Annotated in this window: 14 protein-coding genes and 4 tRNA genes; 5 read left to right on the top strand and 13 right to left on the bottom strand. The window is 64.7% G+C overall.

All coding sequences use genetic code 11. The features are described from left to right. Positions 1-137: 137 nt before the first annotated feature. From HWX55_RS26665 to rph, 9 genes are all read right to left on the bottom strand, one after another. Complete coding sequence (locus tag HWX55_RS26665; RefSeq protein ID WP_050011588.1) at positions 138-431, bottom strand: hypothetical protein; 294 nt, start codon at positions 429-431, stop codon at positions 138-140. A 243-nt stretch (positions 432-674) separates the two neighbouring features. Then, a complete protein-coding gene (locus tag HWX55_RS26670) occupies positions 675-1,070 on the bottom strand; it encodes a hypothetical protein (RefSeq protein ID WP_175977890.1) in 396 nt (131 codons plus the stop codon). A 313-nt stretch (positions 1,071-1,383) separates the two neighbouring features. Continuing rightward, entirely contained in the window at positions 1,384-1,683 is a 300-nt protein-coding gene (locus HWX55_RS26675) for a HigA family addiction module antitoxin (RefSeq protein ID WP_175977891.1), read from the bottom strand. Positions 1,684-1,700: 17 nt separating this feature from the next. After that, on the bottom strand, positions 1,701-1,979 hold the full coding sequence (locus HWX55_RS26680) for a type II toxin-antitoxin system RelE/ParE family toxin (protein WP_175977892.1): 279 nt from the start codon (positions 1,977-1,979) through the stop codon (positions 1,701-1,703). A gap of 31 nt (positions 1,980-2,010) precedes the next feature. After that, positions 2,011-2,502, bottom strand: a complete 492-nt coding sequence (locus HWX55_RS26685) for a hypothetical protein (RefSeq protein WP_175977893.1) — start codon at positions 2,500-2,502, stop codon at positions 2,011-2,013. Between the two features lie 102 nt (positions 2,503-2,604). Then, positions 2,605-2,692, bottom strand: a tRNA-Ser gene (locus HWX55_RS26690). A 44-nt stretch (positions 2,693-2,736) separates the two neighbouring features. Continuing rightward, positions 2,737-3,951 (bottom strand): radical SAM family heme chaperone HemW, encoded by a 1,215-nt coding sequence (hemW, locus tag HWX55_RS26695; RefSeq protein ID WP_175977894.1) that lies wholly within the window; start codon positions 3,949-3,951, stop codon positions 2,737-2,739. Further along, positions 3,948-4,574: an RdgB/HAM1 family non-canonical purine NTP pyrophosphatase gene (gene rdgB, locus HWX55_RS26700; protein WP_175977895.1), complete on the bottom strand. Its 627-nt coding sequence runs from the start codon at positions 4,572-4,574 to the stop codon at positions 3,948-3,950. Before rdgB ends, hemW begins: the two co-directional genes overlap by 4 nt. Continuing rightward, positions 4,567-5,307, bottom strand: coding sequence for a ribonuclease PH (gene rph / locus HWX55_RS26705; RefSeq protein ID WP_175977896.1), 741 nt, complete (start codon positions 5,305-5,307; stop codon positions 4,567-4,569). The genes rdgB and rph overlap by 8 nt, the downstream gene beginning before the upstream one ends. A 173-nt stretch (positions 5,308-5,480) precedes the next feature. Here rph and HWX55_RS26710 point away from each other — a divergent pair, with 173 nt between their 5' ends. From HWX55_RS26710 to HWX55_RS26725, 4 genes are all read left to right on the top strand, one after another. Then, a complete protein-coding gene (locus tag HWX55_RS26710; RefSeq protein WP_089466895.1) occupies positions 5,481-6,404 on the top strand; it encodes a YicC/YloC family endoribonuclease in 924 nt (307 codons plus the stop codon). A 7-nt stretch (positions 6,405-6,411) separates the two neighbouring features. Next, positions 6,412-7,095, top strand: a complete 684-nt coding sequence (gene gmk / locus HWX55_RS26715; protein WP_175977897.1) for a guanylate kinase — start codon at positions 6,412-6,414, stop codon at positions 7,093-7,095. 58 nt (positions 7,096-7,153) lie between these two features. Beyond that, a complete protein-coding gene (gene rpoZ / locus HWX55_RS26720; protein WP_006025620.1) occupies positions 7,154-7,357 on the top strand; it encodes a DNA-directed RNA polymerase subunit omega in 204 nt (67 codons plus the stop codon). 63 nt (positions 7,358-7,420) lie between these two features. Further along, positions 7,421-9,787, top strand: coding sequence for a bifunctional (p)ppGpp synthetase/guanosine-3',5'-bis(diphosphate) 3'-pyrophosphohydrolase (locus HWX55_RS26725; protein WP_006476619.1), 2,367 nt, complete (start codon positions 7,421-7,423; stop codon positions 9,785-9,787). Positions 9,788-9,986: 199 nt separating this feature from the next. On the opposite strand, the gene HWX55_RS26730 is transcribed toward HWX55_RS26725, so the two are convergent. From HWX55_RS26730 to HWX55_RS26740, 3 genes are all read right to left on the bottom strand, one after another. Further along, positions 9,987-10,063: transfer RNA gene (locus HWX55_RS26730), tRNA-Arg, on the bottom strand. 61 nt (positions 10,064-10,124) lie between these two features. Further along, positions 10,125-10,201 (bottom strand) — tRNA-Arg (locus tag HWX55_RS26735). Positions 10,202-10,267: 66 nt separating this feature from the next. After that, a tRNA-Arg gene (locus HWX55_RS26740) sits at positions 10,268-10,344 on the bottom strand. 129 nt (positions 10,345-10,473) lie between these two features. Between HWX55_RS26740 and greB the strand changes: the two genes are divergently transcribed. Then, entirely contained in the window at positions 10,474-11,037 is a 564-nt protein-coding gene (gene greB / locus HWX55_RS26745; protein WP_006476618.1) for a transcription elongation factor GreB, read from the top strand. Positions 11,038-11,118: 81 nt separating this feature from the next. On the opposite strand, the gene HWX55_RS26750 is transcribed toward greB, so the two are convergent. Then, positions 11,119-12,264, bottom strand: coding sequence for a porin (locus HWX55_RS26750; RefSeq protein WP_175977898.1), 1,146 nt, complete (start codon positions 12,262-12,264; stop codon positions 11,119-11,121). Between the last annotated feature and the right edge of the window lie 332 nt (positions 12,265-12,596).

Genomic DNA, 12,596 nt, shown 5'->3' on the forward strand with positions numbered 1-12,596 from the left:
ACGGCGTCCGAGGCGGACGCGTGCTGGAAGGTTGAAAGCCGCGGCACGCTGCAATCGTCCGGCCGCGCGGCGCGGTCAGCCGATTCGGCCACCTCGGCAGCCTTCCGGGGAATCGCCGGCGACGCGTTCCGGCCGCGTCAGAAACCGTGCGTCACGAGCGACAGCACTGACAGGTCGGGGTGCGTGCCGTCGATGATGCTCTTGCCGATGTGCACGGCTTCGTGGGTCGCCTCGTCGACGCTCGCGAAGCTTTCCTCGCCATCCGCGTGGAACGGCACCGCGTGGCCGGGCAGCGCGGGATTCACGCCCGGATGGCACACGTAGCCGGTGTAGGTATAGCGCGTGTCGCTGCCGGGCATCGCGGCCGGCACGACATGGATCTCGAAGCCTTCGTAATCGACGTGGTCCGTCGCGGTCGACAGGTCGGTCATGGCGATCTCCGTGTGCCGCGCGCAGGGGTGGCGCGTGCGGCATCGAATACATCGAATACGCGGCGGCGTTCGTGTCGCCGTGTTGAACGAATTCTAGGCGATGACGGGGCGGGCCGGGAGGCGTCAGGCGGTGTGCGGCGGCAGGCGTCCGGGACGCTCGCACCCTGTCGCTTCGACGCGTCGACGATCCGGCGCCGATTCCATCAATGGGCGACGGAAACGAGGATCATCGTATTTTTCGCATCATTGCTTGCAGCGCGCGTCCTTGCGCTGCACGACGACGATCACCGGATACTTCTGGCCATGATCGAGTTCCACGCGCGCGACGACGGACAGCGTGGCCGGATCGGAATCGTCGTACACGCTGACCTGTTCGTTGCGCAGGTAGGTCACGCCGGTGCAGTTCGACGTGCGTCCGTCGTCGCCCACCTTGCACTGAAGCTCGTTGTCCTTCAGGTAGTTGTACGGCGACGGGCTCGCAAGATATTCGCTCAGGCCGCGCGGCGAACCGCCGACGCCGGTCACGTACGCGATCGCGCACGACGCCTGCGTGTCGCTGCCGGAGGCGGTGTCGGCCGCTGCATGCGTGCTGACGGCGGCCAGCACGGCGACGAGCGACGAGACGAGGAAGGGCTTCATGACGTGGATTTCCCGTTTCGCGAATCGGAGCGCGGGATTGTAACGGCATCCGGCGCGATGCGTCGGAACGTGCGGGGCGCACGCGTGCGGCCAAACAAAAACCCCGTCATTCTGCGAATGGACGGGGTTCGGCGAACTTCCTGGCGGAAACAGGGGCGCGCGAAGTGCGCCGCCGAGCGTAGCGTGTACTGCGTCGGTGGCCGCCTACCCACCACCTTGCTCGCCAATCACAACGTGTTGCTTTCGATGGATTGCTGGAATTCCCGCAATCTCCCACACCCTTGCAAGAGTCAACGGCAACGCCGCTGGCCGCTTAGGCGTGCGCGTGTTCGCGGATCTCGCGCAGCGCGTCGTCGCCGATCCGCTCCTTGGCGAGTTCCGTGTCGTAGTGCGTTTGGAGGTTCATCCAGCTCTGCGGATCGACACCGAAGAACGCGCCGAGACGCACGGCCGTGTCTGCCGTGATAGAGCGCTCCCCTTTCACGATTTCGTTGATGCGACGAGCCGGGACGTTGATCGCCTTCGCCAGCGCGTATTGGCTGATGCCCATCGGTTCCAGCCAGTCGAGCGCCAGGATTTCACCGGGCGTCGCCAGAGGTACTTCTCGGGTCATGACTTTCTCCAGGTTGGTCAGTGGTAGTCGACGATTTCTACATCCGTTGCGTGACCAGAAGCGAACCTGAAGCAGATACGCCACTGGTCGTTGATCCGGATGCTGAATTGGCCTTGTCGGTCCGCCTTCAGCGCTTCGAGTCGGTTGTTCGGCGGGATGCGGAGGAAGTCCAAGTCAGCCGCAGCGTGCAACTGCTGGAGCTTGCGAACCGCGACGCGCTCGAAATTGACGAAGCGAGCGACCCGCGTGCCATTGAACAGCGCCTGAGTATCTCGGCAGTTGAACGAGGTAATCATGGATTGATGATAACGCAATGCGTTAATAACGTCAAGCGTTACTATATTTCCACCTGGATTCGAAGCGGGGGCGAGATGTTTCGTTACCCGTTGCGCATGAACAGCGCTTCATCGACGCCCTGCTCGACGCGCGCTCGTGTGTGATTTGCTGCGAGTGCTGTACGGTGCAGTACCCGACGACACACGCGGTGGCCTGCCGACCCGGCACGCGGTAGCGCATCCCGCCGGAGCAAAGAACCGAATACCGCTTCGCGGATGTTGCCAACGTAGCAGCAGCCTTGGCTTTTGCGAGAGCCTTGTCGCGAGCATCACTACCCGATTCAGCATCAATATCCAAGAAGTATTCGCCGGGCGGGAACTGATACATCAGCTCGTCTGCGTCGTCGTGCGCGAACCGCCGAAAGCCGCGAGCATGCATCTCTGCATGGAGCGTTTCATATTCGTTAGCGTCAGGGGAGTGTTCTTGGGTCCGCTCATCGTCTTGGTGGAGAACGATTCGGGTGGTGACGTAGTCGCTCGACATTCCTTGCCCCCTCAGGGGCAGAAATACGACTTTGTTTTGAGGCGGGATGGATGGCGGGACAAATTTTTCCGATCGCCTGAGCCCTTGCCAGAGAAGACCATCTGGCGGAAGCGGTGAGATTCGAACTCACGGACAGTTTCCCGTCGCTGGTTTTCAAGACCAGTGCCTTAAACCGCTCGGCCACGCTTCCACACGAGGCGGCATTGTAACCGAAATGCCGCCTCGTTCATCCGTTCAGTCGTCGCGCAGGAACAATTCCTGCAGGTCGTTGAGGAAACGCTGGCCGAGCGGCGTCGGCGCGATCTGCGTGAAATCGCGCATGATCAATCCGCGCCGTTCCGCTTCCTTCAACGCCGGTTCTGTCGTGCTCATCGGCAGGCCCGTGCGTTCGACGAAGCTGTGCACGGGAAAGCCCTCGACGAGCCGCAGCGTGTTCAGCATGAATTCGAACGGCAGGTCGCGCGCGCCGACTTCACGCTCTTCCTGCACGGCCGTACCGGCCTTCGCCTGTTCGATGAAGGTCGCCGGATGCTTGTAGCGCGCCTGCCGCAGGACCCGGTTCGGAAACGACAGCTTCGTGTGCGCGCCCGCGCCGATCCCGAGATAGTCGCCGAAGCGCCAGTAGTTCAGGTTGTGCTTGCACTGATGATTCGGCTTCGCGTACGCGGATACTTCATAGCGCCCGTAGCCGGCGTCGGCCGTGCGCGCGTGGATCCATTCCTGCATGTCGGCCGACGCGTCGTCGTCGGGGACGACCGGCGGAAACTTCGCGAACAGCGTATTCGGCTCGAGCGTCAGGTGATACAGCGACAGGTGCGGCGGCGCGAACGACAGCGCGGTCTCGATGTCGGTGCGGCATTCGTCGAGCGTCTGGTTCGGCAGCGCGAACATCAGGTCGAGGTTGAAGTTGTCGAAGTTCTTCGCGGCGATCTCGACGGCCGCGCGGGCCTGCGCGGTGTCGTGAATCCGGCCGAGCGCCTTCAGGTGCGCTTCGTTGAAGCTCTGGATGCCGACCGACAGGCGGTTCACGCCGCTTGCGCGGAACTGCGCGAACTTCGCGGCTTCGAACGTGCCCGGGTTCGCCTCGAGCGTGATCTCGGCATCGGCGTCGAGCGGCAGCAGCGCGCGCACGTCGGACAGCATCCGGTCGAGGCCGGCCGCCGACAGCAGGCTCGGCGTGCCGCCGCCGATGAACACGGTGTGCACCTGCCGACCCCACACGAGCGGCAGCGCCTGCTCGAGATCGGCGCGCAACGCGTCGAGATAGTCGGCTTCCGGAAACCGTTCGCCTTTCCATTCGTGCGAGTTGAAATCGCAGTACGGGCACTTGCGCACGCACCACGGGAAATGCACGTACAGCGCGAGCGGCGGCAGCGACGTGAGGCGCACCTGGCCGGGCGACGTGAAGGTCGCGACGACGCGCGCGCCGGTGTCCGAAGCCTGGGTCATGCTTCCTCCGCGAGCCGCGCGAGCAACGCCTTCAGCGCCAGCGCGCGATGGCTGTGCGTGTTCTTCACTGCAGGCTCGAGTTCGGCGGCCGTCGCGCCGAGCGACGGCAGGTAGAAATACGGGTCGTAGCCGAATCCGTGTTCGCCGCGCGGCGTATCGACGATCTCGCCGGCCCAGCGCCCTTCGGCGAACAGCGGCTCCGGATCATCTGCATGGCGGACGAGCGCGAGCACGCAGCAGTAGTACGCGCGCCGGTCGGCGACGCCGCGCAACTGCTCGACGAGATACGCGTTGTTCGCCGCGTCGCCCTTGTCGCGGCCCGCGCGCTGCGCATAGCGCGCCGAATAGACGCCCGGCGCGCCGCGCAACACGCGCACGCACAGGCCGGAATCGTCGGCGATCGCCGGCAGCCCGGTGAGCCGCGACGCGTGGCGCGCCTTGGTCAGCGCGTTCTCGATGAACGTGCCGAACGGCTCTTCCGCCTCGGGCACCGCGAGGTCGCCCTGCGGGACGATCTCGATGCCGACCGTCGAGAACAGCGCGGTGAATTCGCGCAGCTTGCCCGCGTTGTTCGACGCGAGAACGATGCGCGACAGCGGCGCGACGGTGCGGTCGTCAGGCATGGCTCGCACCCAGGACCGCTTTCTGCAACCGCACGAGCTCGGCGATCCCGCCCTGCGCGAGGTCGAGCAGCGCGTTCATCTCGGCGCGCGAGAACGGCACGCCTTCGGCCGTGCCCTGGACTTCGACGAAGCCGCCCGCGCCGGTCATCACGACGTTCATGTCGGTGTCGCAGCGCGAATCTTCCGCGTAGTCGAGGTCGAGCACGGGCGCGCCTTCGTACACGCCGACCGAGATCGCGGCGACGTGGTCGGTGATCGGCGAGCGCGCGAGCTTGCCGGCCGCGATCAGCGTCGACACGGCGTCGTGCGCGGCGACGAACGCGCCGGTGATGCTGGCCGTGCGCGTGCCGCCGTCGGCCTGGATCACGTCGCAGTCGATGTGGATTGTGCGCGGGCCGAGCGCGTCGAGATCGAACACCGCGCGCAGCGCGCGGCCGATCAGGCGCTGAATTTCCTGCGTGCGGCCCGTCTGCTTGCCGCGCGCGGCTTCACGGTCGCTGCGCGTGTGGGTCGCGCGCGGCAGCATCCCGTATTCGGCGGTCAGCCAGCCTTGCCCGCGCTCGCGCAGGAACTCGGGCACGCGCTCGGCGACGCTGGCAGTGCAGAGCACCTTGGTGTCGCCGAATTCGACCAGCACGGAGCCTTCGGCGTGTTTCGTGTAGTGGCGCGTGAGGGCGACCTTGCGCAGTTCGTCGGCGCGGCGGCCGCTCGGGCGGGAAACGGAAGACGTCATGGGGAAATCGCGGAAGGAGAGGAAACCCCGATTTTAGCGCCGAACGGCGGGCGTGCCCGGCGGGGTGGTCCGCAAAAATGGGATAATGCGCGCTTCCCGCCCCGCGCTTTCCGATGCGCCGGGCGCCTCGATGTATTCCCCGCCCGCGAGGGCACCAGACGGCGAGACGAACCATGATCTACAGCATGACGGGCTATGCGAGCGCGACGCGCGAACTCGCGACGGCTGCCGGCAACGGCGGCACCAGCGTGTCGGTCGAACTGCGCACCGTGAACTCGCGCTTCCTCGATCTCAATTTCCGGATGCCGGACGACGTGCGTGCGTGCGAACCCGCGCTGCGCGAAATGCTGATGAACAAGCTGTCGCGGGGCAAGGTCGACGTGCGCATCAACCTGCAGCGCGGCGAGCAGAGCATCGGCGCGGGCGCGCTGAACCAGTCGGCGCTCGGACAGCTTGCCGATCTCGAACGCGCGGTGCTCGATTCGTTCCCCGGCGTCGGCCGTCTGCGCGCGGGCGAGATCCTGCGCTGGCCCGGCGTGCTCGCGGAGAGCGGCGTGTCGGCCGAAGCGATCCGCGACGCGGTGCTCGCCTGCGGCAAGGAAGCGATCGGCGAGCTCGTCGTCGTGCGTTCGCGCGAAGGCGCGCAACTGGCGACGATGCTGCTGTCGAACGTCACCGAGATGGAGGCGATCGTCGCGCGCATCACGCCGCTCGTGCCGGAGCTGATCGCGAAGCACCAGCAGAAGATCGTCGAGCGGCTGCAGGAAGCGCTCGGCCTCGCGGCGCCCGAAGGCGGCTCGACGGTCGTCACGCGCGAGGAAGCCGCGGAGCGCATCCGTCAGGAAGTGACGATGTACGGGATCCGGATCGACATCGCGGAAGAGCTGTCGCGGCTCACCGCGCACCTGAACGAAACGCGTCACGTGATCGAGAAGGGCGGCCGTGTCGGCAAGCGTCTCGACTTCATGATGCAGGAACTGAATCGCGAAGCGAACACGCTCGGCTCGAAGGCGGCGGCGAAGGAATTGGCCGACGCGTCGATGGCGCTGAAGCTGCTGATCGAGCAGATGCGCGAGCAAGTGCAAAACCTGGAGTAAAAGCAACATGACCGACCCTAACCGCGACGGCCACGCGTCGCATTCGCTGCACGGCGGCGTCTATCCCGGTAACCTGTTCATGGTCGTCGCGCCGTCGGGCGCCGGCAAGTCGACGCTCGTGAATGCGCTGCTGTCGAAGGACAGCGACATCTGCCTGTCGATCTCGTACACGACGCGCAAGCCCCGCCCGGGCGAGCAGGACGGCCAGCACTACCACTTCACGACCGTCGACGATTTCCGCGCGCGTCACGCGGCGCACGAATTTCTCGAGAGCGCGGAAGTGCACGGCAACTACTACGGCACGTCGCGCGTCTGGATCGAAGAGCAGATGAAGAACGGCCACGACGTGCTGCTCGAAATCGACTGGCAGGGTGCGTTGCAGGTGAAGAAGCAGTTCCGCAACGCGGTCGGCATCTTCATCCTGCCGCCGTCGCTCGACGCGCTCGAGGAACGCCTGAAGAAGCGCGGCCAGGACGAGCCGAACGTGATCACGCGACGCCTGCTGGCCGCCGGCAGCGAGATCGCGCACGCGTCGGAAGCGGAATACGTGGTGATCAACGAGAATTTCGAGCGTGCGCTCGCGGAACTCGAATGCATCGTCGCGGCGACGCGCCTGCGTTTTGCTTCGCAGTACGCGCGACACGCGGAGCTGTTCATCGAGCTCGGCATCCATCTGCCCCACGCGGAATGACGCGGGGCACGAGGGACATAAGGTAGAATAAGGACTATATTCAGAAGGAATTACCAACATGGCTCGCATTACCGTCGAAGACTGCCTGAAGCAAATCCCGAATCGCTTCGAACTGGCGCTCGCCGCCACCTATCGCGCGCGGCAGCTCGCGCAAGGCCATACGCCGAAAATCGAAAGCCGCGACAAGCCGACCGTCGTCGCGCTGCGCGAAATCGCCGCCGGCCAGGTCGGCGTCGAGATGCTGAAGAAGGTGCCGGTGTAACGCGCATCCGGCCCGTTCCAGCCATGTAGTCCACGCGCGCAACGACTCGACCTGGAGGCGAATATGAGCACCACCCCATCGTCCGCCTCCGCGGATTCGACCACCGAAGCCACGGCCCAGTCGCCTGCGCGCCAGTACATCGACGCGGTCCTCGAACAGTCCTTCCGGCATCTGTTCGGGCCGACCGCCACGCCGGAGCAACCGCGCAAGCACGGCGTCGTTTCGATCGCGAAACTGACGGCCGCGCTTGCCGAGTATCTCGCTCCGGACGAAATCAAAGAGGTCAAGGCGGCGTTCCACTTCAGCGACGAAGCCCACCTCGGTCAATATCGCCAGAGCGGCGAACCCTACATCACCCATCCCGTCGCCGTCGCGGAAATCTGCGCCGGCTGGAAGCTCGACGCACAGGCCGTGATGGCCGCGTTGCTGCACGACGTGATGGAAGACCAGGGCGTGACCAAGAACGAGCTGGCCGAGCGGTTCGGCCCGAAGGTCGCCGAACTGGTCGACGGCCTGTCGAAGCTCGACAAGATGGAATTCCGCAGCCGCGAGGAAGCGCAGGCGGAAAACTTCCGCAAGATGCTGCTCGCGATGGCGCGCGACGTGCGCGTGATTCTCGTCAAGCTCGCCGACCGCCTGCACAACATGCGCACGCTCGGCGCGGTGCCGATGGAAAAGCGCCGCCGCGTCGCGCGCGAAACGCTCGACATCTACGCGCCGATCGCGCACCGGCTCGGGTTGAACAACACGTATCGCGAGCTGCAGGACATGAGCTTCGCGAACTTCAACCCGCATCGCTACGCGACGCTCGAGAAGGCCGTGAAGGCCGCGCGCGGCAACCGCCGCGAAGTGATCAGCAAGATCCTCGAGGCCGCGCAGCGCGCGATGGCCGACGCGAAGATCGACGCCGAGATCACCGGCCGCGAGAAGACCATCTACAGCGTCTACCGCAAGATGCGCGACAAGCAACTGTCGTTCTCGCAGGTGCTCGACGTGTACGGCTTTCGGGTCGTCGTCGACAGCCCGCTCGACTGCTACACGTGCATCGGCGCGCTGCACGCGCTGTACAAGCCCGTGCCCGGCAAGTTCAAGGATTACATCGCGATCCCGAAGATCAACGGCTATCAGTCGCTGCACACGACGCTCGTCGGCCCGTTCGGCGCGCCGATCGAGTTCCAGGTGCGCACGCGCAAGATGCACGAGATCGCCGAGGCAGGAGTCGCCGCGCACTGGCTGTACAAGAACGGCAGCGCCGATCTCAGCGACGTGCAGAAGCGTGCGCACCAGTGGCTGAAGTCGCTGCTCGACATCCAGAGCGAAGCGGGCGATTCGAGCGAATTCCTCGAGCACGTGAAGATCGACCTGTTCCCGGATGCGGTCTACGTGTTCACGCCGAAGTCGAAGATCATGGCGCTGCCGCGCGGCGCGACGGCGCTCGATTTCGCGTATTCGATCCACAGCGATCTCGGCAACCAGTGCGTGGCCGTGAAGATCAACAACGAGCTGCTGCCGCTGCGCACCGAGCTGAAAAGCGGCGACATCGTCGAGGTGATCACCGCGCCGTATTCGAAGCCGAACCCCGCGTGGCTCGGCTTCGTGCGTACCGGCAAGGCGCGCTCGGCGATTCGCCACTACCTGAAGACGATGCGCCTGAACGAGTCCGTGCAACTGGGCGAGCGGCTCGTCGACCAGAGCCTGAAGGGCTACGGTCTCGCGCTGGCCGACGTCGAGCCGGAGGTGTGGGAGAAGCTCGTGCAGTGGACGGGCAACAAGAGCCGTCAGGAAATTTTCGCGGATATCGGCCTCGGTCGTCGCGTCGCCGCGGTGATGGCCAAGCGCATCGAAGTGTTGATGAGCGGCCGCGACGCGGACGACGATCTGCCGAAGTCCGAGCGGCATCCCGCGCATCATGCGCCGCCGGTCGTGATTACCGGCACCGAAGGGATGTCCGTGCAGTTGTCCGCATGCTGCCGCCCGATCCCGGGCGATGCGATCATGGGTTACATCGGCATCGGTCTGGGCATGGCGATTCATACGACGGATTGCCGTGTCGCGCAGCGCATCCATCGCCGCGATCCGGGCCGCTGGATCGACGTCGAATGGGCGCCGCAGCCGGGCCGCCTGTTCGATGTCGCGGTGAAGGCGCTCGTGAAGAACACGAAGGGCATCTTCGCGCGCGTCGCGGCGGACATCACGTCGGCCGACGCGAACATCGTTCATATCGCGATGGACGAGGATCTGACGCACGAGTCGACGGTGCTGCGCTTCGTGATCCAGGTCAGCGACCGCGTGCATCTCGCGAACGTAATGCGGCGCGTGAGAACCAATCCGGACGTGATGCGGATCATGCGCGAGCGTTCGACCGACGACGGCGCGCATGCACGCCATGACGGCGGCATGCGTATCGAGCGCGAGCGGCAGGATTACTGACGTTGACGCGCGCGACGGTGGGCGCGGGCGGATTCGATGATCGACGGACGGCGGCTTATGGCCGCCGTTTTCATTGGGGCTGTCGAAAGCGCGTGCGATGATGCCGGCGCTTTGCCGAACGCGTGCGGGTGAGGGTGCGAACGAGGGGAAGGGCGCGCAAAAAGAAAAAGGGCTTTCCCGGAGGAAAGCCCTTTTAAGGTGGCGCGGCTGGCAGGATTCGAACCCACGACCCCTTGGTTCGTAGCCAAGTACTCTATCCAACTGAGCTACAGCCGCACGCAAAACGGTACTGCTTCAACTGTCGGAACCTTCTGCGATGGGAAGGCCCCCAAAAAAGTGGCGCGGCTGGCAGGATTCGAACCCACGACCCCTTGGTTCGTAGCCAAGTACTCTATCCAACTGAGCTACAGCCGCACGCAACAACAAACTTCTACTGCTTCGAACTGAAAGGGCCTTCGGTTCGGAAGGCCCTCGAAAAAGTGGCGCGGCTGGCAGGATTCGAACCCACGACCCCTTGGTTCGTAGCCAAGTACTCTATCCAACTGAGCTACAGCCGCACGCAGAAGCGGAAGTATAGCAGAGTCGTATAAAAAGGGAAGCCTTATTCGCGAATTTGGTGCCATGGCCTTGGCCGGCCGTCCATCGTGTACCCTTGGGGAATCAGTCATCCACGTTGAATCTGCATCATGAACAAGGCGTTTGTCAAAGAGTCGGACGGTGACGACGACGATCTCGACCAGGCTCAACCCGCGATTCCGGCGGGTGCGAAGAACTACATCACGCCGGCCGGCCACAAGCGGCTGAGGGATGAGCTGCTGAACCTGATCGACGTCGAACGTCCCGAGGTCGTGCGGCTCGTGTCGTGGGCGGCCTCGAACGGCGACCGGTCGGAAAACGGCGACTATATCTACGGCAAGCGGCGGCTTCGCGAGATCGATCGCCGCATCCGCTTCCTGACGAAGCGGCTCGACCTCGCCGAAGTCGTCGACGCGAGCCGGCAGGAGAACGTCGACCAGGTCTTCTTCGGCGCGACGGTCGATTACGAGACGCCGGACGGCGAGGATCACACGGTGACGATCGTCGGGATCGACGAGGTCGATCTCGACCGCGGCTGCGTCAGCTGGATCTCGCCGGTCGCGCGTGCGCTGATCAAGGCGAAGATCGGCGATACCGTCACGCTGATGACGCCGGCTGGCCCGCAGCCGATCGACATACTCGACGTCCGATATCCGGCGCGAGGCGACGCCTGAGTGGCGGCCCGCGCGGCGAGAAAGAAAAAGCGCCCCGATGGGGCGCTTCGTCTTTCGGCGTATGGCGAACGGGCCGGTCGCTCAGAAGCGGTGACGCAGGCCGGCCGTGACCGCGATCTGCTTGTTGGTCGATGACGCGGCTCCCAGCCCGTTGATGTTGGCGCCGAGGTCCAGTCCGTCGCTGTTGACCTTCTGGAACTCGCCCTGCAGGTACACGTCGGTGCGCTTCGACAGCGCGTAGTCGGCTTGCAGGTTGAACTGGTGCCAGGTCGGCTTGTCGCCGGCCAGGCGGCCCTGGGTGTACGTGTAGGAGCCGGCGAACGACAGGGCCGGCGTCAGCGCGTAACGGCCGTTGACTTCGTAGTTGCTGAAGCGCCCGGTGTCGCCGAGGCCCGTGATGCCGCCCGCCACGCCCGATTGGCCGGCGCTGATCGCGCGCAGGCCGGTCAGTCGCGTCTGGGTGAACACGAAGCCGACCGTGGCGGGGCCGAACCCGTAATTCAGGCCGGCGCCCCAGGTGCGTTGCACACGCGACGCGAAGGTCCAGTCGCCGGTGACCGCGCCCGGATCGGACGCGGCCTGCGCGAGCGCATTCACGTCGCTGTTCAACTGCAAGTAGGCCGCGGCGAAGTTGAAGCCGAGGTAGCTGTACGACACGCCGCCGCTATACGCGCGGTTGTTCGCGAACGCCGACGAGTTCGAGAACCCGTACAACGCACCGAACTTGAGGCCGCCGTAGTTCGCGCTCTGGTACTTGACCGAGTTGTTGATCCGGAACGAGTTGTTCAGGTTGTCGTTGTCGAACGGGTGGGCAAACTGGGTGCCGCCATACTGGGTACCGGTCAGCGACAGCGGCCCGAGATAGTCGACGACGCTGTCGTACTGCCGGCCCAGCGTCAGCGAACCGTAGGTGGTGTGCGCGAGGCCCACGAACGCTTGTCGGCCGAATTCGCGACCGTTCTGCTTCAGCGCGCCGTTGTTGATGCCGAAACCGTTTTCCAGCGTGAAGATGGCTTTCAGGCCGCCGCCGAGATCTTCGGTGCCGCGCAAGCCCCATCGGCTGCCGTTGATCGAACCGCTCGTTTCCTGCCAGGCGCTGTGTCCACCTTGATTGTTCGTGTAGGTAATGCCTGCGTCGATCAGGCCGTACAGCGTCACGCTGCTTTGAGCGTGGGCAGCGGTCACGAATACGCCCGACAACGCGGCGGCGATCAGGACGTTCTTCATGGATCAGTCTCCAAACACGATGAGGTCGATCGAACCTGGGGCGGACGGCCGTGTTTTGCTTGACGCTGCAGCCGGTGCGGCAGAACGGCGGTGCGCCTATCAGAAATCCATTTGCAGTGTAGGAAGTGTGCGGAGCGGGAGCTGCTTACACTTTAAGAAACAGTGTGTTTTGGAATCCGCAAAAGTTGGAAAAGCCGCGTAAACGATGGCCACGCAAGGGTTCGCTGCGGTGCAGCGAATGGAAACGACGACGGGAATGCGTAGCGGGCGTTGCGCGTTTGCGACGGATGGTCAGAGGCAGGCGGAGGCGGCTATAGCCCGATTATTGACAC

This window comes from Burkholderia sp. BCC1047 (assembly GCF_902833155.1).
Classification (GTDB): domain Bacteria; phylum Pseudomonadota; class Gammaproteobacteria; order Burkholderiales; family Burkholderiaceae; genus Burkholderia; species Burkholderia sola.

What these genes read in the sequence shown, in the direction of transcription:
- HWX55_RS26665 (WP_050011588.1), bottom strand. Translation starts at nt 431, where the DNA reads ATGACCGACCTGTCGACCGCGACGGACCACGTCGATTACGAAGGCTTC.
- HWX55_RS26670 (WP_175977890.1), bottom strand. Translation starts at nt 1,070, where the DNA reads ATGAAGCCCTTCCTCGTCTCGTCGCTCGTCGCCGTGCTGGCCGCCGTC.
- HWX55_RS26675 (WP_175977891.1), bottom strand. Translation starts at nt 1,683, where the DNA reads ATGACCCGAGAAGTACCTCTGGCGACGCCCGGTGAAATCCTGGCGCTC.
- HWX55_RS26680 (WP_175977892.1), bottom strand. Translation starts at nt 1,979, where the DNA reads ATGATTACCTCGTTCAACTGCCGAGATACTCAGGCGCTGTTCAATGGC.
- HWX55_RS26685 (WP_175977893.1), bottom strand. Translation starts at nt 2,502, where the DNA reads ATGTCGAGCGACTACGTCACCACCCGAATCGTTCTCCACCAAGACGAT.
- hemW (WP_175977894.1), bottom strand. Translation starts at nt 3,951, where the DNA reads ATGACCCAGGCTTCGGACACCGGCGCGCGCGTCGTCGCGACCTTCACG.
- rdgB (WP_175977895.1), bottom strand. Translation starts at nt 4,574, where the DNA reads ATGCCTGACGACCGCACCGTCGCGCCGCTGTCGCGCATCGTTCTCGCG.
- rph (WP_175977896.1), bottom strand. Translation starts at nt 5,307, where the DNA reads ATGACGTCTTCCGTTTCCCGCCCGAGCGGCCGCCGCGCCGACGAACTG.
- HWX55_RS26710 (WP_089466895.1), top strand. Translation starts at nt 5,481, where the DNA reads ATGATCTACAGCATGACGGGCTATGCGAGCGCGACGCGCGAACTCGCG.
- gmk (WP_175977897.1), top strand. Translation starts at nt 6,412, where the DNA reads ATGACCGACCCTAACCGCGACGGCCACGCGTCGCATTCGCTGCACGGC.
- rpoZ (WP_006025620.1), top strand. Translation starts at nt 7,154, where the DNA reads ATGGCTCGCATTACCGTCGAAGACTGCCTGAAGCAAATCCCGAATCGC.
- HWX55_RS26725 (WP_006476619.1), top strand. Translation starts at nt 7,421, where the DNA reads ATGAGCACCACCCCATCGTCCGCCTCCGCGGATTCGACCACCGAAGCC.
- greB (WP_006476618.1), top strand. Translation starts at nt 10,474, where the DNA reads ATGAACAAGGCGTTTGTCAAAGAGTCGGACGGTGACGACGACGATCTC.
- HWX55_RS26750 (WP_175977898.1), bottom strand. Translation starts at nt 12,264, where the DNA reads ATGAAGAACGTCCTGATCGCCGCCGCGTTGTCGGGCGTATTCGTGACC.